Raw genomic sequence first — 24640 nt, 5'->3', positions numbered from 1 at the left:
GCGAGCAGTAAAATATTTATTCAACTGAGTGTGTGTGCAATGCACAGCCTTTATTTCTATATTCTTTATAGTGCAATCGACTCACTTCTTTCTCATTTTCCACATTGCTTACCAACTCAATGACTCTTTTAAATCGGGTATAAAAAATTGGAATATTGGCGGATAAATTCAACAAGATATCAGTAAAGCCTCTGGGCTCCTTTTGATAGCCAATTTGTACAGGGGGCGGAGGCTCCGGCCCTTCACCTTGCAAATTATGGGGAATAAAGCTGTCGTCTTTAAAGGTCCACAACAATTCATCAAGGTATTCTGCTTGCTGCTGATTGTCGCAAAAAACAAAAATGGTATGCCCTTTGCTGTAGGCTTTTTCTATTAAACGACAGGCAACCAACCAGCGGGCTTCTGGAAGGCTGCTGGCTAATAAGTAAAAATCAACGCGAATTGGCGACATGGCGTAATAATTGAATTAATAAAGGAACAGGACGCCCTGTTGCATTACGTTTCTTTCCTGAAATCCAGGCTGTTCCCGCAATGTCCAAATGAGCCCAACGATATTTTTCAGTAAATCGTGATAAGAAGCAGGCGGCAGTAATACTTCCTGCAGTACGATCAAAGCTGGCGTTAATCATATCAGCCAAAGGACTATCCAAAGCATCTTGATAGGCCTCATCCAGTGGCATACGCCAGACTTTATCCTGGCTTTCGTTAGCAGCACGCTCAATTGATTTTGCCAGTTGTTCATCTTTAGTCATGTAGCCAGTGGCTATATTGCCCAAAGCGACTATTATCGCCCCTGTTAAAGTAGCAATATCGATTACAAAATCAGGATTATATTGTTCGGCGTAAGTCAAAGCATCTGCTAACACTAGTCGACCTTCCGCATCGGTATTGATGATTTCGACTGTTTGTCCTGACATGGTGGTCACAATGTCTCCTGATTTTACAGCGGAGCCGCTAATCAGATTTTCAGCACTGGCTATAATGCCGATGAGATTAATAGGCAATTTCAGCAAAGCACAGGCTTTTATAACCCCTAACACACTGGCGGCGCCAGACATATCGTATTTCATTTCATCCATGGCGTTAGCCGGCTTTATAGATAAGCCTCCTGAATCAAATGTAATGCCTTTTCCTACAAGAATTACCGGTGCTGAGTTTTTGTCTCCCTGATAATGAATATCTATTAATCTTGGGGGCTGGTCACTTCCTTGGGCAACGGCTAATAATGCCCCCATACCCATTTTTTTTATTTCTTCTGGCCCCATAACTTGACAGCTTATTTGGTCGAATTGTTTGGATAATGAAAAGGCTTGCTCACCAAGATAAGTCGGAGTACAAATATTAGCCGGCATATTCGCTAAATCACGGCAAAATTCAACTCCGGTAACAATTGCTTTGGCCATTTCAAGGCTTTTTTCAGTGGCTCCGGGTAGATGGAATATGACCGATTCCAATTTATGATTCTTTGCATGTTTTGTTTTAAAATCAAGAAGTTGATATCTTAAATTATCGATTTGAACTATCATTTGCTCTAACTGCCATTCGGCAGATTCCTGATTTAATCGAGGCAAGCATACGGTGGCAGAAGAGAAACGCTGTTTAATTAATGCTTCTGTAATTTCCCCTATACGTTTTTGGAGTGAATTAGCACTAAATTCCTCTTTCTTGCCGCACTGAATGATTAGTAGGCTATGTCCTTCGACATCAGTTTGCCATACAGCGTTTCCTGGCTCTGGGATTCGTTGGCAAAGTTTTTTTATAAGCCCCTGTTGTTCATTATCAATCGCAGTTGCAAAATCGGGTAGCGCCAAATCTGAAAAAACGCCTAACACCAGACATTCGCTCGTGGTTAATGAGGGGGTATGAGTTAATCCATAATTCATGATATTTTTTCCTGCGCCTCTTAAGAAAGACAACTAGTTTACCTAAATTGGATAAGCATTTGAATGAAAAATTCTGTTTTAATCGTCTGTTTTAAATCAATACTATTTTTAAATAGGTTGTCTTGAATTATCATGATGGGTTCTTTTATATGTTATTCTGAAAGAATTGAATTAATCGATAAAATCCTCCATAGGGTATGAAGTAGTGATTATTTTTCGTTATTTGACTAAAGAAGTGTTTCTCACTTTAATCGCATTAACCGCGATATTAGTTCTTATTTTCATGAGTAATCAATTCATACAATATTTAAATCGCGCTGCATCTGGTTCAATTCCTGGTTTTGTGATTATGAAGCTGTTGATGTTGGAATTGCCAAATTTAATGGGCTTGTTATTGCCTCTGGGATTTTATGTCGCCCTTTTATTGGCGTATGGCCGGTTATATGCCGAAAGTGAAATGACTGTTCTGCGAGCTTGTGGTTATGGCCCTAAGCAATTACTGAAACATAGCTTTGTCATGGCTACTGTTGTGTTAGTAGTCGTTGCTGTCGTAATGATTTGGGCAAGTCCTGTGATTGCTGTTGAACGCACCAAGTTAATACGTTCTACTGGAATCAAAACTTTAATTCAAACTATTATGCCAGGGCGCTTTCATGCGATTAATAGTGGTCAGCAAATCTTTTATGTGCAATCCATGAATCGTGATCATTCCCAGGCAGAACAGATATTCATGGCAAAACATAGCGTTCAGGATAATAAGCTGTTATGGGATGTGTTATGGGCAGATAAAGCATTTGCTGAGGTTAATCCTCAAACAGGCGAGGAATACATCGTGCTGCAAAATGGCAAGGAATACCAAGGTGTTCCTGGTCATGCCGATTACCAGATTGCTGAATTTGCGAGCTATAAATCCAAATTGCCCAATCCTACTGTTGTCATGAATGATGATGCTCGCACTGCAAAAACCAGAAATTTATGGCCTTTGAACAATCAGGATTTGAAAAAGGCCGCTGAATTACAGTGGCGTATTTCTATCCCCTTAATGGTTCTGACTTTGACTTTGGTTGCTGTTCCGCTCAGCCGTGTCAGCCCTCGCTCTGGAAAATATTCGAAACTTTTGCCCGCGATTATCATTTATATTTTTTACGCTAATTTTATGTTTGTTTCTCGTGATGCGATTGCTACCGGGAAAATTCCCTGGTGGATAGGGATGTGGTGGGTACACTTGATCGTTGCTATTCTTGGCATCATCCTAATTTGGCGAAATCAGGTGAAGCTTGCATGAGTAGAAAAATACTTGATCGTTATATTGCCAAAACAGTTTTATCTGCAATTGGCTTAGTGACTTTGATGCTGGTCGGTTTGCAGATTTTTATTTTGTTTGTTAACCAGATAGACGATTTGGGTCGAGCAGACTATGGAATAGTACAAGCCAGTGTTTTTGTGCTTTTGCAGATGCCCTATCAAGTTTATTTGTTTTTTCCTATTGCCAGCTTGCTGGGGTGTTTGATTGGTTTGGGAGTATTGGCTAACCATAGTGAACTGGTTGTCATGCGCGCCGCGGGGATATCTATCGGCCAAATAACAGGGGCGGTATTAAAAGCGTCTCTGATAGTCATTCTATTGATCACCTCTTTAGGTGAAACCGTTGTACCAGTAATGGCGCATTATGCGAATGAATATAAGGTTTCAGCTTTAACAGGAGGGCAGGCTTTGCTGACTCCAAGAGGGGTTTGGGTGCGTAATGGTAATGATTTTGTTTCTATCGCCTCCGTCACGCGCGAGAATACTCTACGCTATGTTAACCAGTTCCGTTTTGATAACCAACATCATTTAAAATTGGCCCGTCAGATAAGTGAAGTAAAATATGTCAACAATTCATGGATAGCTTATGACGTGAAACAAACCGAGTTTGGGGAGGATCATACCAAAGCCTATCATTTCGATGCTTTGCCGTGGGATGTTCCTGTGAAACCGGAAATTCTTAAAATTACTGGTGCCAATCCGGATGAAATGACTCTACGTGAATTAAAGCGCTATTTACGTGAGCAACAACGTAACCATCAAAATGTATCAAATTATAAGTTTGCCTTTTTTCAACGTATTACCCAGCCTTTGAACACTATGGTTATGATGATATTATCTATCCCCTTTATTTTTGGCCCGTTACGTTCGTCAACTATGGGTTCAAAATTACTGGTAGGCGCTATGGTTGGATTCGGGTTTCATATTCTGAATCGATTTTTTGGCCCAGTGAGCATAGTATTCCAGTGGCCACCTGAATTGGCTGCCTTTAGTCCTACTCTTATCTTTTCTTTAATCGGGATTTATTTGATGAGAAGAGTGAGATAATGGCATTCATTAGACACTTGCTTGAATACTTGATACATCCTTTCTTTTTATGTGTGTTAGCGTTGGGTATTTGCATTTTTTTACTATGGCGCCGGCTTGCTCCTGCTGTTACTAAGGTTATGTTGTTTCTTGTGTTGATTATCTTGCTTGCAATGAGTACGGGTTGGTTACCCAGTTATTTAACTTATCAATTAGAGTCTCGATACTCTATAGTGAAGGCGATTAATCCGAATGTTAAATGGGTGGTTGTTCTCGGTGGTGGACAAAATACAGCAGAAGGAATGCCTGCAAATGATCTGTTGACCTCCGCGAGTATCAAGCGATTGATTGAAGGTGTTCGATTATTCAGAACTTTGCCCGATGCAAAATTGCTTTTATCGGGCGGGGGATCTGCTGGTGAACAATCAGAGGCTTTATTATTGGCAGAATTAACCAAATGGTTCTCAATCGATCCTGAAAAAGTTGTTATTGAAAAGGTTTCTATCAATACAGCAGATCAGGCACGTGAATTAGCTGCGATAGTGCATGATCAATCCTTCTATCTGGTTACCTCAGCTATTCATATGCCGCGTTCCATGGCATTGTGCGAGCAGCAAGGGTTGCATCCTATAGCGGCTCCAACTGATTTTACCTTCTTTTGGTCTACTGATACTTGGGTAAAAATGATTATACCCAATCCTTATAACTTGGCCTACACTTCAATTGCTCTTCATGAAATCTTGGGGAAAATTTGGGCTTTGGGATTCCGCTAAGCGGATGGGTGTTTAGAATTGGGTTTTTGAATGTCCTTACTTACACTACTTGCCCGGCAGCCCAGCCGGAAGACCATGCCCACTGAAAATTATACCCACCTAACCACCCCGTCACATCCATGGCTTCGCCAATGAAATATAGGCCTGGTACATTGTTGGCTTCCATGGTTTTTGATGAAATAGCATGACAGTCTATTCCACCAACCGTAACCTCTGCGGTACGGTAGCCTTCTGTACCATTGGGTTTCACTACCCAATTCTGCAACAAGTGGGAAATTGTTTGCAAATCTTTATTAGAAGTGTCAGCCAGTTTTTTTTCACTCAGTTTTTGAGGAATAAATACTTCAATAATTCGTTTGGGTAAGTGCATCGATAATACAGAGTTTAATTGTTTATGCGGCACCTCTACTCGGGCTGTTTTCAAACTTTCCAGCAGGTTATGTTCAGGTAACAAATTAATGCATATACTTTCACCGGGATGCCAGTAGGACGAGAGTTGCAGGATAGCGGGGCCACTCAGCCCCCGATGGGTAAATAAGATATGTTCACGAAATTGCTTTCTTTCATTATTGACCAGGCTATCAATACCTATTCCCGACAGGACGGATAATCTATCCTTTTCGAAGACATCCAATGTAAACGGTACCAGACCAGCTCTGGTTGGCCATACCTTAATATCGAACTGTTCTGCAATTTTATAGGCAAAGGGGCTCGCGCCCATTGTGGGAATAGATAGTCCACCAGTTGCAATGACCACAGAATGACAATGAAACCTCCCTTTTGTCGTACTAATCTTGAAAGAATAGTCGTTGGTTTTTTGTATTTTTTCTATTACAGTATTTAAATAAATTGTCGCCCCATATTGCCCACATTCTTTAAGCAACATATCAACGATGTCTTTGGATTTATTATCGCAAAATAATTGTCCTAATGTTTTTTCATGAAAAGGAATTTTATGTTTGTTAACCAGGTCAATAAAATCCCATTGAGTGTAACGTGATAAGGCTGATTTGAAAAAATGGGGGTTGTGGGAAAAATATTTGTTGGGTTCAACGTAGTAATTGGTAAAATTACAACGACCACCACCTGACATGAGTATCTTTTTCCCGGCTTTATTGGCATGATCCAGGACGAACACTTTTCTTTTACGCTTGCTTGCTTCAATAGCGCACATCAGGCCTGCAGCACCAGCGCCAATGATAAGGACATCAATTTCTTGCATAGAGAGATTCGGTTATGACCAATTTTTTAGTTAAAAAGTATTTAATTTTATCATGTCGAACGATGATTAAATATATGCTATAGATCTTAGTATCCAAATAATAAGGAATTGCTATGAACGAAATGGATATTTTGTCCTTGTTTTATGATGAAATGATCGCGGGCGGGGTAACCAGAGAACAGGTTTTTCTGAGTATTGAAGAGGATGCAGCAGCAATGCTTACCCAGAAACTGGGCAAACCTGTTTCAGTGGAAGAAGCGCAGAAATTAACCGATATTTGCATCGCAAATGAATGGCTTGAGCGGACAACAGCTGACCCTTATTATAAATATTTATCTTTGACAGAAGCCGGTTTGCAAATGCTGCTTTCTACTTTATACAAGTAATTTTAAGTTATTTAGTGCCGTTGGATATTTTTTGGCAATTAATAACTCAAAACATGTCACCGAAGGGTATAATCTTTAGGCAAAACTCGGTAAAATATATCACTTTATTCTTTTTTTATTGTCATTATGCCAAAACGAACCGATATAAAATCTATTCTAATTCTTGGGGCAGGCCCTATTGTGATTGGGCAGGCTTGTGAGTTTGATTATTCAGGTACCCAAGCAGTACGTGCTTTGAAAGAAGAAGGATATCGAGTGATATTAGTCAACTCTAATCCAGCAACCATAATGACTGATCCAGAGCTTGCTGATGCGACCTATATAGAGCCTGTTCAATGGAAAGAAGTGGCTCGTATTATTGAAATAGAGAGGCCAGATGCCCTTTTGCCAACGATGGGAGGACAAACAGCCTTAAATTGCGCCTTGGATTTGGTAAGAGAGGGGGTATTAGCCAAGTACTCGGTTGAAATGATTGGCGCGACGCGTGAAGCCATAGACAGGGCAGAAGATAGAGAAAAATTTCGCCAACTGATGATTAAAATCGGATTGGATATGCCAAGGTCGGCGATTGCACATAGCCTGGAAGAGGCAATTCAAGTGCAAGCTCGTTTAGGTTTTCCAGCTATCATCAGGCCTTCATTTACCATGGGTGGCAGTGGAGGCGGTATTGCCTATAACCGTGAAGAATTTGAAGAAATTTGTATTAGAGGATTGGAGTTATCGCCAACTCGCGAGCTTTTGATCGATGAATCGGTTCTGGGTTGGAAAGAATATGAAATGGAAGTTGTCCGGGATAAAAATGACAATTGCATTATTGTTTGCACTATAGAAAATTTTGACCCTATGGGCGTGCATACTGGAGATTCCATTACCGTTGCTCCAGCACAAACATTAACTGATAAAGAATATCAACGTATGCGAGATGCGGCGATTAAAGTATTAAGAGCTGTTGGTGTGGATACAGGGGGGTCTAACGTTCAGTTTGCTATTAATCCTGAAGATGGACGCATGCTGGTTGTGGAAATGAACCCGCGTGTATCTCGAAGCTCTGCTTTGGCGTCAAAAGCGACCGGTTTTCCTATTGCCAAGGTCGCAGCAAAATTGGCTGTGGGTTATACCTTGGATGAATTGAAAAACGAAATTACCGGAGGTAAAACACCAGCGTCCTTTGAGCCCAGCATTGATTACGTCGTTACTAAAGTTCCGCGGTTTAATTTTGATAAATTTCCACAAACTCCAGACACCCTCACAACGCAGATGAAATCAGTCGGGGAAGTCATGGCGATTGGTTCTAACTTTCAGGAATCATTACAGAAAGCCATAAGAGGTTTAGAGATAGGACGATGTGGATTGCATTCGCTGTTTCAAAAAGAGGATATGGCTCGTTTGCGAGGGCATTTACGAGAACCCACTCCAGATAGACTTTGGTATATTGCTGACGCCTTTAGGCAAAATTTATCACTTGAGGAAATTCATCTGGAAAGTCGAGTCGATCCATGGTTTCTGGCGCAAATTCAAGAGTTGGTTTTTTTAGAGCGCTCAATCATTGGAAAAACGATTCAGGATCTGGATAAAACCACTTTACACTTGATGAAGCACCGGGGGTTTGCTGACGCATACTTGGCCAAGTTGCTTGGTTGTACAGAATCACAAGTACGGGCAAAGCGTGTTGAATTAGAGGTCTTGCCTGTCTACAAGAGGATTGATTCTTGTGCTGGAGAATTCCCTAGTGATACAGCCTACATGTATTCTTGTTATGAAGGCGGCTGTGAAGCACGTGCTGAGAGTAATAAGAAAAAAATTATGATTCTTGGAGGTGGGCCTAATCGAATCGGTCAAGGCATTGAATTTGATTATTGTTGTGTGCATGCTGCTTTGTCTTTAAGAAGCGCTGGTTATCAAACTATTATGGTGAATTGTAATCCTGAAACGGTTTCCACCGATTTTGATACCTCCGATCGATTATATTTTGAACCTGTTACTTTAGAGGATGTGTTGTCCATCGTCGCAATTGAGCAACCTGAGGGTGTCATTGTGCATTATGGAGGACAAACACCATTAAAGTTGGCTCGTGATTTAGAGGCTAATGGCGTAAAAATAATTGGTACTTCATCCGATGCTATTGATATGGCTGAAGACAGAGAACGATTTCAGCAAATGGTCAAAGAATTGAAACTGCACCAGCCTGATAATGGAACTGTTCGAAGCGAAGCAGAGGCTATTGAATTAGCTAACAAAATTGGTTATCCCCTAGTCGTCAGGCCGTCTTATGTTCTCGGTGGACGAGCTATGGAAATTGTTTATCAAGAAGAGGATTTAAGGTATTACTTGTCGCATGCCGTTGAAGTTTCTAATGATTCTCCCGTTCTGCTTGATAAATTTTTGAATGATGCCATAGAGGTAGATATTGATGCCGTCTGTGACGGCAAAGACGTATTGATTGGTGCCATCATGGAGCATATTGAGCAAGCGGGGATACATTCGGGTGATTCAGCATGCACATTACCCCCTTTTAGTTTGGGTGTGGTTGTTCAACAGGATTTGATAGAGCAGATTCGAAAAATGGCATTGAAATTAGGTGTGGTGGGCTTGATTAATGCGCAGTTTGCTATTCAAGCGGATGATATTTATGTTTTGGAAGTGAATCCGCGCGCTTCGAGAACCGTACCTTTTGTTTCAAAGGCTACCGGACTGCCATTAGCTAAAATAGCGGCTCTTTGTAAAGTAGGAATTAGCTTGAAAGATCAAGGATTAAATCATAATCATCATGTGCCTTCTTTCTATTCTATTAAATTGCCTGTTTTTCCCTTTATCAAGTTTTCTGGCGTGGATTCGATTCTTGGCCCGGAAATGAAATCAACAGGGGAGGTGATGGGTATTGCCAAGCGTTTTGGACAAGCTTATGCTAAAGCTCAATTGGGTGCCGGATGTCATATTGCCAAACGACGACGGGCTTTCGTATCGGTTCGTGACGCAGATAAAACGCGTGTCGGAGAAATTGCCAAGAGATTAATAGAATTGGGTTTTGAAATTATTGCCACGCGGGGCACTGCTTTGGCTTTACAAGCTGCCGGCGTAGACTGCAGGAGAGTATTTAAAGTGGCAGAAGGTAGGCCGCACGTGCTGGATTTTATAAAAAATAATGAAATAGACTTTATTGTAAATACGACGGAGGGCAAACAAGCAATTGCAGATTCCTTTGCGATTAGGCGCAATGCATTACAGCATAAGGTCAGCTACACTACGACCTTATCAGGAGCCGAAGCCGCTTGTTTGGCTATGAAGTATGAAGATAGGGAAACTGTAACTCGCTTACAAGATTTACATTAGGGGTAAATATGAGCAAACATCCTATGACAGTTGAAGGTGCAGAAGCACTAAAATCAGAATTGCATCGCTTAAAGTTCGTGGATCGTCCGCGCATTGTAGAAGCAATTGCGACTGCAAGAGCTCATGGTGATTTGAAAGAAAATGCGGAGTATCACGCTGCTCGAGAACAACAGAGTTTTAATGAAGGGCGTATTCAAGAACTTGAAGCGAAGTTGTCTCATGCGCAAATAATTGATATCAGTAAATTACCGAACAACGGTAAAGTGATTTTTGGTTCAACCGTTACTATTTGCCATGTAGCCACTGGCTCGGAACTAACCTATAAAATAGTTGGAGAGGACGAAGCCAATATCAAACTGAACAAGATTTCATACAGTTCTCCTATTGCCCGAGCTTTAATTGGCAAGGAGCTTGATGATGCGGTTACGGTAGAAACACCCGGAGGTATGGTTGAATATGAAATTACCAAGGTACAATATATTGTTGATTGAGTTCAGTTATTTTCTTTAATTTTTAGTGCAACTGTCATCAAAGACAGTTGCTACTCTAGGGAATTATAAGTATTTATGGCTGAAATACTTCTTGCTGAATACCTCCTACAACCCACTCCTTTCTGTTATCAAACTGTCGGAAATGCCATATTTCATCCAGGTTAGATAGTTCACCGTTCTCTTTGATTGTTCCAGTGAATTGTACACTGGCTATCGTGGATAAGGATTGTTTAGACACATCAAGCAATTTTGCATCCAGGGAAATGACTTCTGTTTGGTTTGGGGCATCGCCACGTTCGTCCAATTGCATTTTAATTTCTGCGAATACTTCCGGAACTGTGAATGTTTGCAAATCCTGCAGATTTTTTTGGTCATAAGCCGTTTGTAGACGTATAAAAGTTACTTTGGCATCACGAAGAAAACCCTCCGCGTCAAAATTAATTTCTTGTTGAGCAAAATGAGCTCCACCGCTATTTCGGTTTCCGTAATTTTGAGTGAATTGTTGAAAAGAGTTTTGGCGGAATGTTCCGGATTGAGCTGATTGAAATCCTGGATTCATTTTTCTGCGTAAGAAGCTGATGATAAAGAATATGACTGAACCAAGGATTAGCCAGGTGATTAACCCATTTGCCAAACCATTACCCATAAAGAGACTGGCCAATAATCCTCCAACCAGGAGGCCTCCTAATACCCCACCCCATCTGTTTTTATTAGCTTTTTGTGCTAATGAAGATTGGTTGTATGTTTTATTGGATGAAAAAAGACTATTGTGAGAACGTTGAACCCCAAAGCTACGCCCGCCGCCAAAGCGTTTAGCGGAGGCCTCATTGATAATTAAACCAAAAGACAATAGGGTTATCAGGAAACATGACAATAGAGTACGCATATTAATATCCTCTTTTTTAGAATCAGACCTATTATATATGAACTCAGGCCAAGTTGCTTGTTTTCTTAAATTGAATCAGATTTGTTATTGTTTATTGGTCAATGAAAGGATGGCATTTCAGTATTTGGGATGGAGTTTGTTTGAGCAAAATTATCTCAGCGCTCTAGCGAACGGGTATCTTATCATAAAATAATTTCTATTCTGTGAGTAAAAAATTGGCTTGTCATTTTATTCGCATGATTTGTTTGCATTTAATTCACCTCTTGATATGATGCAAGAGGGTTAATTATAGGGATATATTTTATGAGTAAGTTAATTAATTTAGCTGTATTGTCTTTGTCTTCATCATTGGCTTTTGCTGGCCCTTTGACTTTAAAAGGGGAGGTTGATGTCCACATTACACCTAAAAATCCAAGTGGTGTTGCTCAAAGCTTGACATTTAAGCTGCCCAAGTATGAATTATCGACCGAAGCAAAATCTTATTTGCGCGAACAGCTGTCAGAATATCCTAAAAATGCAATAAACACAGCCGGCTTTTCTTCTGAATTACCAAGAAAAGTTAAATTGGGAATGCAATTAACACCCGTATTGGATCAGGGATATCATGGCAGTTGCGTCACTTTCGCAGTTACTGCAGCCATCAATGCTGCTCTTGGGGCTGGGGATTATATCAGTCAATTGTGTAACCTGGAGTTAGGAAGTTATCTGGCGATACATGACAAAGCCAAAGCCAGCGGGTGGAATGGTTCTTTTGGCTACTGGGTTCTTCAACAGATTTCTGAATACGGTATCATCAGCCAGAATTATCAAAAATTGAATGGTTGTGCCGGTGTTAGAGAATATCCTTTAGAAGACGAGAACAATGAAGGGAAACCTATGTCCGATTCCGAGTTCTTGGCTCACAGTGTTCCGGTATCCAATTTAATCAGCTGGGAGGCTTTGTTGAAGGATGAAGAATCTTTTTCAGCCAAAGCAGATATGAATCAAATCGTTTATCAGATCAAGGAAGAGCTTGCCAAAGGTAATCGCTTGACTGTCGGTATGTTATTGGATGTATTTGTTGGGGATGCCGGAGCTGTAGGCACTAACCGTGCTTACCATGACACCTGGATGTTAACACCTGAAATTGTATTGGACGCAATGAATGGAATGATCTATGCCGGGCATGAATTAGTGATCACTGGCTATGATGATGATCTTGAAGTGATGGATGAAGATGGTCATGTCAATAGAGGTGTTTTCACTTTGCGTAACTCCTGGTCTAAATTTGCTGGAGATCAAGGGGATTATTACGTGACCTATGATTATGTCAAATTCCTGGCAATGGAAGTCATGGCAATTCGTATGAAAGAAAAAGCGGCTTAATGATTGGCGTGTTAAGAAACCTCGGGTTTTGTGCCCGAGGGCTTTATTTTTTATGAATTTAATAACAAGAAAAATCTAATGACACGTTACATCTCGATTAAGGCAAGTAGTAAAATGGATTGGGGAGCTTAAATCCTTTTTTTGTATATCCCCCATGGATATCACTGTATTGATCACCAATACTGGCAATGATGGTATATCCCTTTTTTGCTATCATTTCTCTGGCTTTTGATTTAAATGGGATAATCGAGGGAGAGGAATACCCATTAGGCCGTAGATAAAGTCCTGCCCATTTGGTATATCCTGCTTTAATTAAATTAGCTCGGGTTGCGCTGCGCTCAGATTCTTGTCTTCCGGTTACAAAAAATACTTTGATGCCCTTTTTTAAGGCATTTTTGTAAAGTGTCAGCATAGGCTTAATTGCCGGGGAATTGGCGGCAAGTATTTCTTTATGAATTTGCTCTTTGTTACTGGTAAAGTCCCGTTTTACCATCTTATCGTAGTTGGACAGACTGGTTTCATCGATATCCAGTACTATGGCGAGTTTTTGTGGGTGCTTATTATTTTTATTGATTAAATATTGTTGGTGTATATATTCTTGAGCTAACTTGATGGTTCGTTCCAATTCGCGATAATACAAGCCAGAATCGTAATAATGCTTAATTTCCTTTCTAATTAAACTAAGATTTGGCGGTTCTGCCTGGATTGGGGTGGATAGAATCAATAGGAGACAAAGGCTTATTAGAATTTGGGGCAATTTATAGAATTGCTGTTTCATTGTTTACCTACATTTGTTAACAGAAGTTTGCATTATAAAGCGATAAAATTGTTTGTCAATTGAGCATGTTGTCCTTAACAATGGCAGAAGAGAGCAATATGGGGGTTCTGAAATAGTCAGGATTCACTTCCTACGATATACTAATCGATTATTATTTTATAATCCGCAGTTAAAATGCATTTGAAGCAATTAAAATTGGCTGGTTTTAAATCATTTGTTGATCCCACCACGGTTCATTTTCCCAGCCGTTTGGTCGCTGTTGTTGGTCCAAATGGATGCGGTAAATCAAATATTATTGATGCTGTTCGCTGGGTCATGGGCGAAAGCTCTGCCAAAAATCTACGTGGAGAGTCTATGACGGATATTATCTTTAACGGCTCTTCGAATCGTAAGCCAGTAGGACAGGCGTCAGTAGAATTGGTATTTGATAATAGTTTGGGAAGATTGACTGGGCCTTTTGCCAGTTATGGTGAAATCGCTGTAAAGCGAGTAGTCACTCGGGATGGTGAATCTTTTTATTATTTGAATGGGGCTCGATGCAGGCGAAAAGACATTACTGACATTTTTTTAGGCACAGGAGCCGGGGCGCGAAGTTACTCGATTATTGGCCAAGGTACTGTATCTCGATTAATAGAAGCGAAACCAGAGGAATTAAGAGTTTATTTGGAAGAAGCGGCCGGGGTTTCAAAATACAAAGAGCGTCGCCGAGAAACTTTACAACGTATTGAACAAACAAGAGATAACCTGACACGCGTTGCTGATATTAGAGAAGAATTGGGCAAACATTTGCAACGTTTGGAGCGACAGGCCAAAGCAGCAGAACGCTATACTATTTTAAAGGAAGAGGAAAAAATTTGCCGAGCGGAGATCCTGGCTCTTAAATGGCAGGAATACTCAGAAAAACAAACAGTGAAACAGCGGGAATTACAAGAGTTAGCAATCCGTAATGAGCAACAGCAAAGTTTATTAACTAATTGTTACAAGGAGCGCGCAGCTTTAAATGAACAATTACAAGATGCCATTGATCAATCCCAATTAATTCAAGATTCTCTCTATCATTCAGGAACTGAGATAGCACGTCTAGAAGAAGTTATTCAGCAACAAGAAAGAGAAAAAAGGCGTTTGGAAAATGACAGGCAGCAAATGCAGGTTGACTCTCAACTCATTGAGGAGCAACTTAAGCAGGATAATGAAGAATTGTACAATTGTAAGCTTAGGGCTCAACAGTTAGAAGAGCATTTACAACATTTAAAAATGCAATTCAAAGAACAGGAATCTCTATGGCAAGAAAAACAAAACGAACAATCGCAATGGGAAAAAATTTGGCAAGAGGTGCAAATTAATTCCAATGCCATTAAAAATGAATACCAGCTTACACAAGCCAAACGACAACATTTAGAGCAGAAACGCCATCAAGTCCTGATAAGGCTGGAAAAATTGAATTTGGAACAATCAGCTATATCAATTGACGATTTACAAAAAGGTAAAGACGAACTGCAAGAAAAACATGTCCACTTGAAAGAAACACAGGAGTTTGATGAAGAACAGCTTAGGCAAGCGAATGAGACTCAGTCGGATTTGCATAATCAACTACAAAATACCGAGCAACAATTGCATGCATTGCAAGATGAATTTCATCATTTAAACAGTGAGCTCGCTGCATTAAAAGCTGCTCAAATCGCAGCAAAAAAGGAAAATCGGCCTGATAAGGACGGAATTGCAGAATGGTCAGATAAGCCAAGATTAATGGATATTTTAAAGGTTCAACCTCAATGGCAAGCGTCTTGTGAAATCGTATTAGGAGATGATCTAATCGCTTATGTATTAGATGATTTTGCTGAGTTGTGGCCTCGGTGGCAGTTTTGTGAAGATCATAAAGAGAGCGTGGTGACGATGAGAGCTCTTGATGGGGAGAAGCCGGAGCGCCCAAGGTTAGCTGATAAAATTCAAGGTTTAGTTCCCGCAACAGTAAATCATCTTGAGCATATTTATGCTGCAGACAATCTTGAAGAGGCAAAGGCTTGGTTTCCTGAGTTATTGGCTCATGAATCTATTGTAACCGTCAATGGTATTTGGCTAGGTAAAGGGTGGGTTAAATTACCTCGCCAAAAAGAACAAGATGAGGTAGGCGTTCTTGCCAGACAGCAAAGGATTCTTGAGCTGAATTTAAGTGTGGAATCTTTACAACAAAAAATTGAATCTATTCGTTTGGCAAGAGATAGTTATCAAGCCCGACTACAGGAAAATTTAAATTTTATAAAGCTGCATCAATTAAATTTAAATGCCAGTAATGAGGCGCTACGCAATCATATCATTGCCATAAATAGTCAGGAACAAGCTATTTTTCACGCTGAAAAACAGAAAGATGCTATCACTAACGAGATAATAGAGTTGGAATCTTCGCTGGAAGAGCTAAACGCTGAACAATTGGAAATGGCTGAGAAAATCAGAGAATTGGAAGGCCAATATCAGGCTTCTGAGTTGCAATTCAAGAAATTTATAAATGAAAAAGACACATGGAACAGTGTTCTCGTTGACCAAAATAAACAAGTAGAGAGTGTCCGTGCTTTATTGCATCAAAGTGAATTGGAATCTGATAGAGAAGTCAACAAAATACAGCAAATAACCGATAGGATAAGTAGAGAAAAAGAGCGTTTGCAACGTGCACAAATACGTTTAGAGGAGTTAAATCAACATTATTTACAGTCAGTAACGCCAGAAACCGAGTTTAAAAATCAATTGGCAGCATTATTGATAAAACATGGTGAAATCGAATCGATGTTGACTGTGAGCCGAGAGAAAGTATCTCAACTTAAGTTGCAACTTGAAGACCATGAGAAATTAATTTTAAACTACGATCAGGAAGTAAAACGGATTCAGGAACTCATGAATCAAATCCAAATGGAAAAACAAGCTTTATCTGTTCGTGCAAGTTCAATTCAAGAAACCCTTGATGAGGCTAATTTACAGGCACAGTCTTTATTAGAGAGAATTCCATCTGGGGTAACGCAAAGTATAAAAGAAGATGAATTGATAGCGATTTCGGAGAAAATTAAAAGGCTAGGCGCTATAAATCTGGCGGCCATCGAAGAATTTGCTACTGAACAGCAGCGCAAAGTCTACCTGGATGAGCAATATAATGATTTGAGTCAAGCTTTATCTACTTTGGAAACTGCCATTGAAAAAATGGATAATGAAACGAAATCGCGTCTTGAAAATACATTTGATGAAGTGAATACTTCTTTTAAAGCGCTTTTTCCAAGATTATTTGGTGGTGGTCGGGCACAGCTCGAATTAACTAGTGATAATCTGTTAGAATCAGGAATTGTAGTAATGGCGCAGCCACCTGGAAAACGTAATAGTTCTATTCATCTGTTATCTGGTGGTGAAAAGGCAATGACCGCTGTGGCTTTGGTGTTTGCAATTTTTCAGCTAAATCCTTCACCATTTTGTATGTTAGATGAAGTAGATGCACCTTTAGATGACTTAAATGTAAGTCGGTTTTGCGATTTAGTAAAAGAGATGTCACAATTCATACAATTCCTGTTTATTACTCATAATAAGGTAACTATGGAATTGGCTGATCATTTAGTTGGGGTGACCATGCGTGAGCCGGGAGTGTCTCGTTTGGTTGCGGTTGATGTGAAACAAGCTTTGACTATGGAGTAAACTTTTATGCAGGCAAATTGGAGCTTAATTCTTAATGTCCTGTTGTTAATTGGCGTTCTAGTGGCTATTGGCCGTTTAATGAAGACTAGAAGACAGAGCTTAAATCAAGAACATTATCAACCTTCTCTTGGCCAAGTAGAAAATAGTTCCTATGGCTCTCAATCATATAATGATGAAATTATCGCTGTGCGGAAGGTCAATAGGGAGGTTCCTTTGGATTTTGAAAATTTTGATGGTTCTGAAAAGCGGCAAGCAATAAGAAAGTCTTCTGCAAAAACAGCACAACCCCAGTTGATTCCTGAGGAAGAGGAGTGCGAATCAAATGAAAGAACAGAATCCAATAGTGACTGCTCTTCTTCTACCGTCATGGTGTTTCTGTTGGCCAAAGAAAATCGACAATTCGCAGGTTATGAATTATTGCAAACTGTTTTAGCGGCTGGTTTAAGATTTGGAGAGAGGCACTTGTTTCATAGACATCAATTGACGAATGGACAAGGTCCAGTGCTTTGCAGTTTAGCCGCGGCTACAGCTACCGGTGTTTTTGATTTACAGAATATCGGCGCTTTCAGTGTAAGAGGGTTATGTCTGTTCATGCAAATATCAAATAATCCTGAGGTCGATGCAGAACGGTTTTCTATTATGTTAGATACTGCAAAACAATTAAGTGAGGGGCTGGATGCTTATTTGCTGGATGACCAGCGCAAGCCTCTAACGGAAGAGCGTATTGCACGGTATCATCGATACTTGAAAATTGAGCATTTGATGGATGATTGTGTAACAAACTAATGTCAAAGTCATAGGCTAGAATTATTGAGTTATCAAGTGGTCATATTTCCAGGATAGGGCTTCGCACCTTGCGAAGCCCAGCGTTTACTCCGTTGATTGTGTGTCAGATTATTTACAAGCGGGATTATAATAAATTTAAAATTCTTGACTTTTTAGTTATATTCTTATTTATCTTCCCTCAAACCATCTTGAACTGTGAGTGTGAGTGTTAGTACACTAGTCTTTTAGACATCACAAAATACTATGAACCTAATTACAATTGCTTCACTTCTTTCTCAGTCTTGTCAGATTAATACCGATATTACTGGTGTTAGTATAGATACCCGCACTTTAAAGCCAGGAAATTTATTTTTTGCGATAGTGGGGGAGCGTTTCGATGGTCATGATTATATTAAAGAAGCCGAGGCCAAAGGCGCCTTAGCTGTGGTGGTTAATCGCTCGATTGAAGGCGTTCATATTCCCCAATTTGTGGTTGCCAGCCCTTTAATGGCTTTAGCCAAAATTGCCGCGGCACATCGACAAAAGATGAGTTGCCCTATTATTGCTTTGACAGGATCAAATGGAAAAACCACTGTCAAAGAGATGATAGCGAGTATTTTGCCTCAGCCATCACATGCTACGAAAGGTAATTTAAACAATCACATAGGGGTTCCGTTAAGCGTGATGGCTTTAAATAAGCAGCACCGCTATGCTGTTTTTGAGTTGGGAGCCAATCATCCAAGAGAAATAGCGCATACTGTAGGGATAGTACAGCCCGATGTGTCTTTAATTAATAATATTGCCCCGGCACATGTCGAAGGTTTCGGATCAATAGACGGAGTCGCTCGCTCCAAAGGTGAAATCCATCAAGGCTTATCTCCAACTGGCGTTGCTGTAGTCAATGATGATGACGCATACTCCCACTTTTGGGATGATTTGCTTGCTGATAAAAAAATATTACGTTTTTCCTCACTTCATCCTGCGGATATTTACGCTCAGGATATACGCTTGGATACCCACGGACGCGCTCATTTTACCCTGGTTTTACCTAATGGCAGAATTGAGGTCGAGTTACAAGTACCTGGTTTGCATAATGTTCGCAATGCTTTGGCTGCCGCAGCTTGTTGTTATGCTGTAGGAATATCAGGCAATGACATTCAAAGGGGACTGGCGCATTTTGGTGGTGTAAAAGGTCGGATGACGATGTTGACAGGGCAAAATCAATCAACAGTCATTGATGATACCTATAATGCTAACTTACGCTCAGTCTTAACAGCCCTGGAGGTTTTATCTGGACGTCCAGGAAGAAAAATCTTTGTATTCGGTGATATGGGAGAATTGGGTGAATGGACGACACAACATCACAGGGAAGTTGGCATAGCGGCTCGCCAGCTAGGAATAGATAAGTTGATGAGTTGTGGTTCACATAGTGAATTGGCATCCCAAGCGTTTGGTGAGGGAGGTCAGCATTTTTGCAGTCAAGAAGAGTTGATTGAAGTGGTAAAAAATGATTTAACACCTGATACCACAGTATTGGTAAAAGGGTCTCGATCGAGTGCTATGGAAAATGTTGTGCATCAGTTGGTTCAGATAGAGGGCTAACCTCTTCATTGAATCGACAGGAATGTGGTATGCTTGGCCACTTTTTTGCCCCATTAAAGGAATTATGCTCAATAAGCGTCATTGAGCATAATTTTAAGAACAAGAGGAATAATTATGCTCTATTGGTTAACGCAGTTATTGCAGGGACAATATCATGCGTTTAGAGTTTTTCAATATTTGACATTCAGGTCTATCTTAGCTTCGTTAACCGCTCTTATAGTGGGTTTATTATGTGGCCCATTAATGATCCGCTGGTTAAGAGGGCTTCAAATTGGTCAAATGGTTAGGACTGATGGTCCCCAAACCCATTTATCAAAGGCAGGAACTCCCACTATGGGGGGCGTTTTGATTTTATTGGCTATCACTGTAAGTTGCCTGCTTTGGTGCGATTTAAGACAAACAAGCCTGTGGCTGGTGCTCTTGGTTACTTTGGCGAACGGTTTGGTTGGTTGGGTTGATGATTATCGCAAGTTGGTATTAAAAAATAGCAAAGGCTTACCTGGCCGTTGGAAATATTTTTGGCAGTCGGTTATTGCTTTAGTCGCCGTCTCTTATTTGTATTGGAATGCCAGTTTGCCAGTACATACTCAGCTCACGGTTCCTTTTTTTAAAACGGTCACTTGGGATCTGGGCGTTTTTTTTCCAGTGCTTGCCTATTTCGTTATCGTTGGAAGCAGTAATGCGGTGAATTTAACTGATGGACTGGATGGCTTGGCTATTATGCCAATAGTAATGGTGGCTGGTGCCTTGGGTGTGTTTGCCTATGCATCAAGTAACGCCGTATACTCTAATTATTTAGGAATCCCTTATGTGCCCAATACTGGTGAGCTAACAATTTTTTGTTCTTCTATTGTTGGTGCCGGCCTGGGTTTTCTTTGGTATAACAGTTATCCGGCTCAAGTCTTCATGGGTGATGTGGGTTCTTTAGCATTGGGAGCAGCTTTAGGGATAGTTGCGGTTGTAGTTAGACAAGAACTTGTTCTGCTCATCATGGGTGGACTATTTGTAATTGAGACGCTTTCTGTCATATTACAAGTGAGTTATTTTAAATACTCAGGCGGAAAAAGATTATTCAGGATGGCCCCATTACATCACCATTTTGAATTAAAGGGGTGGTCAGAGCCCAAAGTGATAGTAAGGTTTTGGATTATTACGGTTGTATTTGTGTTATGCGGATTGGCTACTTTAAAACTTCGATAGGCAAGGTGCATTCATGAATCATTCCTTATATTTGGTAGCAGGGTTGGGTAAGACGGGACTCTCTATAGCAAGGTACCTGAAGAGAAATAATAAATCTTTTGTTGTTTTTGATACACGTAAAGAGGCACCAGGATTAGCCGAGTTTCAAAATGAATTTCCTGATGTGTCAATTTACTTACAACAGACTCCAGATGAAATAATCAATCAGGTGACGGATGTCATCACTAGCCCTGGCCTGGCACTTGACACGCCTGTTTTAGAGAGAGCTCGTCAAGCCGGCGCATCAATTTATGGAGATATAGAATGTCTGGCTAGAGAGATTAGTGCCCCTGTCATTGCAATAACAGGAACTAATGGCAAATCCACCGTAACGACTTTGGTGGGGGAAATGGCAAAGGCAGCAGGGTTTCGCGTAGCTGTGGCTGGAAATATCGGCACTCCTGTTTTAGATATGTTGGATGATGAACATCAATATGACTTGTGGGTATTGGAGTTGTCCAGTTTTCAATTGGATTTAACTTATTCTTTGTCACCCGTGGTTGCAACGATTCTTAATGTAACCCCTGATCATTTGGACAGGCATCATACTATGGAAGCCTATACGCAAGCAAAACAAAGGATATATCATGGCGCTAAGACTGCTTTATTTAATCGCGAAGACGTCTGCACTATTCCTCAACAATCCTGTCAAGCTGATATAAAATGCATCTCTTTTGGCAAGGATGCGCCTTTAATGGGAAATTGGGGGCTGGTTGAACAAGAGAATACTACTTATTTGGCGAAAGGAATGGAGCGACTTTTGCCTGTGGAATCGATTTTAATAAAAGGGGTGCATAATTGGATGAATGCTCTTGCTGCTTGTGCTTTAGCCGAAGCAGCAGGAATCTCTATGCAGCACATTCTTAATGTTTTAAAAACCTTTCCTGGACTGCCACATCGATGCCAGTGGGTAAGAGAAGTGGATGGAGTAGGCTGGATTAATGATTCGAAAGGAACAAATATTGGTGCTACAATCTCAGCTATTAATGGAATAGGAGGTTCTATGCAAGGGAAAATTGTTCTTATTGCGGGTGGACAGGGAAAAGGCGCGGATTTTCAAGAGTTAGCCCAGCCAGTTTCAGAATTTGTTCGTTCCATTGTTTTGATCGGTGAAGATGCTGACAAGATTGAGTCGGCTTTAGCCAAAGTAGTTCCTGTCGTGCGCGCTTCTTCTCTGGAGGGCGCTGTGACTATTGCCAAAACATGTGCAAAACCTGGGGATGTCGTCTTGTTATCTCCAGCTTGTGCCAGTTTGGATATGTTCCGTGATTTTAATCATAGGGGCGATGTGTTTACATCTTCAGTGCGCGGATTGTGAACACGATGCGACCGAGACATTTAAATCAAAGAGGCAAACCCGTCAGTAGACCGATATCGCTTTATGATAAGTGGCTGATAGGGGCTGTTTTTGGTTTGCTGATCATTGGTTTAATGATGGTGGCATCAAGTTCGGTTATGATTTCTACAAAGTATTTTCATCAGCCTTTTCATTTTCTTATTCGCCAAGCTTGTTATTTATTTGTGGGACTCTTGCTGGCCTTAATTGTGGTGCGGACAGACAGCAGTTTCTGGGAAAAAATAAGCATGCCCATGATGATTGCTTGCGTGTTCTTATTGCTCATTGTTTTAATCCCGGGTATTGGCAAATCAGTGAATGGCAGTCGGCGTTGGTTAGCAATAGGCCCGATTGGTGTGCAAGTATCAGAGTTAACGAAGCTCGCAATGATATTCTATCTTTCCGGGTATTTGGTTCGTCAGCAAGAGGCGGTTTGTGAAAGCATTTTTGGGTTCATTAAACCCATGGCAATACTGGCTGTTGTTTCAGTTTTATTATTGCTCGAGCCAGATTTTGGAGCGACAGTTGTCATTTCTGGCACAGTAATGGCTATGCTGTTTTTAGCTGGAGTCAAATTAAGATACTATTTTGGTTTAATGCTGGTTGTAGTGACAGCACTTGCTCTATTGGCAGTATCTTCCCCTTATAGGGTTGCTCGCTTAACAGCTTTTTTGGATCCATGGGCAGATCAATACAACAGTGGCTATCAATTGACTCAGTCCTTGATTGCCTTTGGACGAGGTGGCTGGTTTGGTACCGGATTAGGTGAAAGCATACAGAAATTACTCTACTTACCTGAGGCACATACTGATTTTTTATTTGCCGTGATTGCTGAAGAGCTAGGGTTATTTGGAATTTTAGTTGTAATCACATTGTATAGTATACTGGTTGTTAGAGGATTAAACATAGGATATACCGCCTATACTCAAGAAAGGCATTTTGCATCCTATACAGCTTATGGTTTGACTATTTGGTTAGCTTTACAGGCTTCTATTAATATGGGTGTTAATGCCGGACTGTTACCAACCAAAGGATTAACTCTGCCTTTACTCAGTTATGGTGGAGCCAGTATGGTAATTAATTGTATCGTTATTGCACTGTTATTGCGCATAGATCATGAAAATCGTTGGCAGTCTCTTGGGTTGAGACCGCTAACGGCTTAAGGGGGAATATTGAATAACTCAGAGCAATTTTTATCTCCGAGAATGGGGCGTGTAGAGCAAATTCATTTTGTTGGCATTGGTGGTGCTGGCATGTGTGGTATTGCCGAAGTATTGCATAATCAGGGCTACCGTATTACTGGTTCTGATCTCGGTGAAAGTGGCACGGTACAACGTTTAAGGTCATTAGGCATTCAAGTCTATATTGGTCACAGACTGGAAAACATCAAAGGCGCTGATGTTGTAGTAAGATCTTCGGCTGTTGATTTTAATAATCCTGAGATTTTGGCTGCTCGCGAGTTAATGATTCCAGTGATTCCAAGGGCAGCTATGCTTGCTGAGCTAATGCGATTTAGGCATGGTATAGCAATTGCCGGCACTCATGGGAAAACGACAACAACAAGTTTGGTCAGTAGTTTGCTAGCTGAAGGTGGTTTGGATCCCAGTTTTGTCATTGGTGGAAAACTGAATAGTTGTGATGCCAATGCTCAGCTTGGAAAGTCAGCTTATTTTGTTGTAGAGGCTGATGAGAGTGATGCTTCCTTTTTGTTTTTGAAGCCTATGATGGCTGTAGTGACTAATATTGATGCTGATCACATGGATACTTATGAAGGTGATTTTGAAAAACTGAGAACAACATTTTTGGAGTTTTTACATCATTTGCCTTTTTATGGATTGGCAGTGGTTTGTTTGGAAGATGAAGAAATCTGTCGCATCCTGCCGGCTATTCAAAGACCAACCTTAACTTATGGTTTTAAAGAAGAAGCTCATTATCGGGCAATTAATTGGACTCAAAAGGGTATGCTGAGTGAGTTTGTAGTAGTTCGACCTGCTCCACATAAACAACTGACTATACAATTCCAATATCCAGGCCGTCACAATGTGTTAAATGCATTAGCTTCTATAGCAATTGCCACCGAGTTAGGGGTTGATGACGATTCCATTGTTCGTGGGTTACAAAAGTTTCAAGGGGTGGGCCGACGTTTTCAAATGCTTGGTGAAAAACAGTTCGAAAAAGGTGCTGCGATTATTGTGGATGATTATGGACATCATCCTCAGGAAATTTTATCCACAATTGATGCTTTTAGACGTGTTTGGCCCGAGAGGCGGTTGGTTCATGTGTTTCAACCCCATCGCTATACCAGAACACAGTCCTTGCATAGACAATTTGTCGATGTTTTAAGTTTATCTGATGAGTTGTTATTGATGGATATCTATGCGGCGGGAGAAACAGCTATTCCAGGCGTTACTAGTGAAAATCTGGCCAATGAAATACGTTCCAGGGATAAACGAGTGACTATAGTGAGCGAGCAATCGTTGAAAGCCACATTAGATGAATTTATTAAAGATGGTGACGTTATTTTGATGCAGGGAGCTGGAAGTATCGGCCAAATGGCAGTGAACCTGATGAAAAACACGTGAGA

Annotated in this window: 19 protein-coding genes; 14 read left to right on the top strand and 5 right to left on the bottom strand. The window is 40.6% G+C overall.

Features of this window, described 5'->3' with window-relative positions; all coding sequences use genetic code 11:
* Nucleotides 1–16: 16 nt before the first annotated feature.
* Both OQJ02_RS13100 and OQJ02_RS13095 read right to left on the bottom strand, forming a co-directional pair.
* Nucleotides 17–451 carry a DNA polymerase III subunit chi gene (locus OQJ02_RS13100; protein WP_265719445.1) on the bottom strand — a complete coding sequence of 145 codons (435 nt, stop codon included), beginning with the start codon at nucleotides 449–451 and terminating at the stop codon, nucleotides 17–19.
* On the bottom strand, nucleotides 432–1883 hold the full coding sequence (locus OQJ02_RS13095) for a leucyl aminopeptidase (protein WP_265719444.1): 1452 nt from the start codon (nucleotides 1881–1883) through the stop codon (nucleotides 432–434). Before OQJ02_RS13095 ends, OQJ02_RS13100 begins: the two co-directional genes overlap by 20 nt.
* A gap of 205 nt (nucleotides 1884–2088) precedes the next feature.
* Here OQJ02_RS13095 and lptF point away from each other — a divergent pair, with 205 nt between their 5' ends.
* From lptF to OQJ02_RS13080, 3 genes are read left to right on the top strand one after another with little or no spacing between them, the layout of a single operon-like run.
* On the top strand, nucleotides 2089–3168 hold the full coding sequence (lptF, locus tag OQJ02_RS13090; protein ID WP_265719443.1) for an LPS export ABC transporter permease LptF: 1080 nt from the start codon (nucleotides 2089–2091) through the stop codon (nucleotides 3166–3168).
* Entirely contained in the window at nucleotides 3165–4235 is a 1071-nt protein-coding gene (lptG, locus tag OQJ02_RS13085; RefSeq protein ID WP_265719442.1) for an LPS export ABC transporter permease LptG, read from the top strand. The genes lptF and lptG overlap by 4 nt, the downstream gene beginning before the upstream one ends.
* The gene (locus tag OQJ02_RS13080; RefSeq protein WP_265719441.1) at nucleotides 4235–4987 is read left to right on the top strand and encodes a YdcF family protein; all 753 of its coding nucleotides are present in this window, start codon (nucleotides 4235–4237) and stop codon (nucleotides 4985–4987) included. Before lptG ends, OQJ02_RS13080 begins: the two co-directional genes overlap by 1 nt.
* 40 nt (nucleotides 4988–5027) lie before the next feature.
* On the opposite strand, the gene OQJ02_RS13075 is transcribed toward OQJ02_RS13080, so the two are convergent.
* Nucleotides 5028–6209 (bottom strand): NAD(P)/FAD-dependent oxidoreductase, encoded by a 1182-nt coding sequence (locus OQJ02_RS13075; protein ID WP_265719440.1) that lies wholly within the window; start codon nucleotides 6207–6209, stop codon nucleotides 5028–5030.
* Between the two features lie 113 nt (nucleotides 6210–6322).
* On the opposite strand from OQJ02_RS13075, the gene OQJ02_RS13070 reads away from it, so the two are divergent.
* The 3 genes from OQJ02_RS13070 to greA all read left to right on the top strand — a co-directional run bounded on the left by OQJ02_RS13070 (nucleotide 6323) and on the right by greA (nucleotide 10416).
* Nucleotides 6323–6595: a hypothetical protein gene (locus OQJ02_RS13070; protein ID WP_265719439.1), complete on the top strand. Its 273-nt coding sequence runs from the start codon at nucleotides 6323–6325 to the stop codon at nucleotides 6593–6595.
* A 126-nt stretch (nucleotides 6596–6721) separates the two neighbouring features.
* Nucleotides 6722–9925 carry a carbamoyl-phosphate synthase large subunit gene (carB, locus tag OQJ02_RS13065; RefSeq protein ID WP_265719438.1) on the top strand — a complete coding sequence of 1068 codons (3204 nt, stop codon included), beginning with the start codon at nucleotides 6722–6724 and terminating at the stop codon, nucleotides 9923–9925.
* Between the two features lie 8 nt (nucleotides 9926–9933).
* Nucleotides 9934–10416: a transcription elongation factor GreA gene (greA, locus tag OQJ02_RS13060; protein ID WP_265719437.1), complete on the top strand. Its 483-nt coding sequence runs from the start codon at nucleotides 9934–9936 to the stop codon at nucleotides 10414–10416.
* A gap of 73 nt (nucleotides 10417–10489) precedes the next feature.
* On the opposite strand, the gene OQJ02_RS13055 is transcribed toward greA, so the two are convergent.
* The gene (locus OQJ02_RS13055; protein WP_265719436.1) at nucleotides 10490–11302 is read right to left on the bottom strand and encodes a Tim44 domain-containing protein; all 813 of its coding nucleotides are present in this window, start codon (nucleotides 11300–11302) and stop codon (nucleotides 10490–10492) included.
* Nucleotides 11303–11605: 303 nt separating this feature from the next.
* Between OQJ02_RS13055 and OQJ02_RS13050 the strand changes: the two genes are divergently transcribed.
* Entirely contained in the window at nucleotides 11606–12667 is a 1062-nt protein-coding gene (locus OQJ02_RS13050) for a C1 family peptidase (protein WP_265719435.1), read from the top strand.
* A 97-nt stretch (nucleotides 12668–12764) separates the two neighbouring features.
* Here the strand turns inward: OQJ02_RS13050 and OQJ02_RS13045 are convergent, their stop codons facing one another.
* Complete coding sequence (locus OQJ02_RS13045; protein WP_265719434.1) at nucleotides 12765–13445, bottom strand: HAD family acid phosphatase; 681 nt, start codon at nucleotides 13443–13445, stop codon at nucleotides 12765–12767.
* 174 nt (nucleotides 13446–13619) lie between these two features.
* Between OQJ02_RS13045 and smc the strand changes: the two genes are divergently transcribed.
* The 7 genes from smc to murC all read left to right on the top strand — a co-directional run bounded on the left by smc (nucleotide 13620) and on the right by murC (nucleotide 24638).
* Nucleotides 13620–17114 (top strand): chromosome segregation protein SMC, encoded by a 3495-nt coding sequence (gene smc, locus OQJ02_RS13040; RefSeq protein WP_265719433.1) that lies wholly within the window; start codon nucleotides 13620–13622, stop codon nucleotides 17112–17114.
* A 6-nt stretch (nucleotides 17115–17120) separates the two neighbouring features.
* The gene (locus OQJ02_RS13035; protein WP_265719432.1) at nucleotides 17121–17900 is read left to right on the top strand and encodes a cell division protein ZipA C-terminal FtsZ-binding domain-containing protein; all 780 of its coding nucleotides are present in this window, start codon (nucleotides 17121–17123) and stop codon (nucleotides 17898–17900) included.
* Nucleotides 17901–18143: 243 nt separating this feature from the next.
* Nucleotides 18144–19481 (top strand): UDP-N-acetylmuramoyl-tripeptide--D-alanyl-D-alanine ligase, encoded by a 1338-nt coding sequence (locus OQJ02_RS13030; protein ID WP_265719431.1) that lies wholly within the window; start codon nucleotides 18144–18146, stop codon nucleotides 19479–19481.
* Between the two features lie 114 nt (nucleotides 19482–19595).
* Complete coding sequence (mraY, locus tag OQJ02_RS13025; RefSeq protein WP_265719430.1) at nucleotides 19596–20681, top strand: phospho-N-acetylmuramoyl-pentapeptide-transferase; 1086 nt, start codon at nucleotides 19596–19598, stop codon at nucleotides 20679–20681.
* A gap of 13 nt (nucleotides 20682–20694) precedes the next feature.
* A complete protein-coding gene (gene murD / locus OQJ02_RS13020) occupies nucleotides 20695–22038 on the top strand; it encodes a UDP-N-acetylmuramoyl-L-alanine--D-glutamate ligase (protein WP_265719429.1) in 1344 nt (447 codons plus the stop codon).
* 5 nt (nucleotides 22039–22043) lie between these two features.
* Entirely contained in the window at nucleotides 22044–23219 is a 1176-nt protein-coding gene (gene ftsW, locus OQJ02_RS13015) for a putative lipid II flippase FtsW (RefSeq protein ID WP_265719428.1), read from the top strand.
* A gap of 9 nt (nucleotides 23220–23228) precedes the next feature.
* A complete protein-coding gene (gene murC / locus OQJ02_RS13010) occupies nucleotides 23229–24638 on the top strand; it encodes a UDP-N-acetylmuramate--L-alanine ligase (RefSeq protein WP_265719427.1) in 1410 nt (469 codons plus the stop codon).
* The last annotated feature ends 2 nt before the right edge of the window (nucleotides 24639–24640 follow it).

The organism is Legionella sp. PATHC032 (genome assembly GCF_026191185.1).
Taxonomy (GTDB): Bacteria; Pseudomonadota; Gammaproteobacteria; order Legionellales; family Legionellaceae; genus Legionella.
This window is presented reverse-complemented; position numbering and strand designations above follow the sequence as displayed.

Coding starts and splice junctions, on each gene's coding strand:
- OQJ02_RS13080 (WP_265719441.1), top strand. CDS start 4,235: ATGGCATTCATTAGACACTTGCTTGAATACTTGATACATCCTTTCTTT.
- OQJ02_RS13050 (WP_265719435.1), top strand. CDS start 11,606: ATGAGTAAGTTAATTAATTTAGCTGTATTGTCTTTGTCTTCATCATTG.
- OQJ02_RS13055 (WP_265719436.1), bottom strand. CDS start 11,302: ATGCGTACTCTATTGTCATGTTTCCTGATAACCCTATTGTCTTTTGGT.
- OQJ02_RS13100 (WP_265719445.1), bottom strand. CDS start 451: ATGTCGCCAATTCGCGTTGATTTTTACTTATTAGCCAGCAGCCTTCCA.
- murD (WP_265719429.1), top strand. CDS start 20,695: ATGAATCATTCCTTATATTTGGTAGCAGGGTTGGGTAAGACGGGACTC.
- ftsW (WP_265719428.1), top strand. CDS start 22,044: ATGCGACCGAGACATTTAAATCAAAGAGGCAAACCCGTCAGTAGACCG.
- OQJ02_RS13075 (WP_265719440.1), bottom strand. CDS start 6,209: ATGCAAGAAATTGATGTCCTTATCATTGGCGCTGGTGCTGCAGGCCTG.
- OQJ02_RS13045 (WP_265719434.1), bottom strand. CDS start 13,445: ATGAAACAGCAATTCTATAAATTGCCCCAAATTCTAATAAGCCTTTGT.
- OQJ02_RS13070 (WP_265719439.1), top strand. CDS start 6,323: ATGAACGAAATGGATATTTTGTCCTTGTTTTATGATGAAATGATCGCG.
- OQJ02_RS13030 (WP_265719431.1), top strand. CDS start 18,144: ATGAACCTAATTACAATTGCTTCACTTCTTTCTCAGTCTTGTCAGATT.
- greA (WP_265719437.1), top strand. CDS start 9,934: ATGAGCAAACATCCTATGACAGTTGAAGGTGCAGAAGCACTAAAATCA.
- OQJ02_RS13095 (WP_265719444.1), bottom strand. CDS start 1,883: ATGAATTATGGATTAACTCATACCCCCTCATTAACCACGAGCGAATGT.
- carB (WP_265719438.1), top strand. CDS start 6,722: ATGCCAAAACGAACCGATATAAAATCTATTCTAATTCTTGGGGCAGGC.
- mraY (WP_265719430.1), top strand. CDS start 19,596: ATGCTCTATTGGTTAACGCAGTTATTGCAGGGACAATATCATGCGTTT.
- smc (WP_265719433.1), top strand. CDS start 13,620: ATGCATTTGAAGCAATTAAAATTGGCTGGTTTTAAATCATTTGTTGAT.
- OQJ02_RS13035 (WP_265719432.1), top strand. CDS start 17,121: ATGCAGGCAAATTGGAGCTTAATTCTTAATGTCCTGTTGTTAATTGGC.
- lptG (WP_265719442.1), top strand. CDS start 3,165: ATGAGTAGAAAAATACTTGATCGTTATATTGCCAAAACAGTTTTATCT.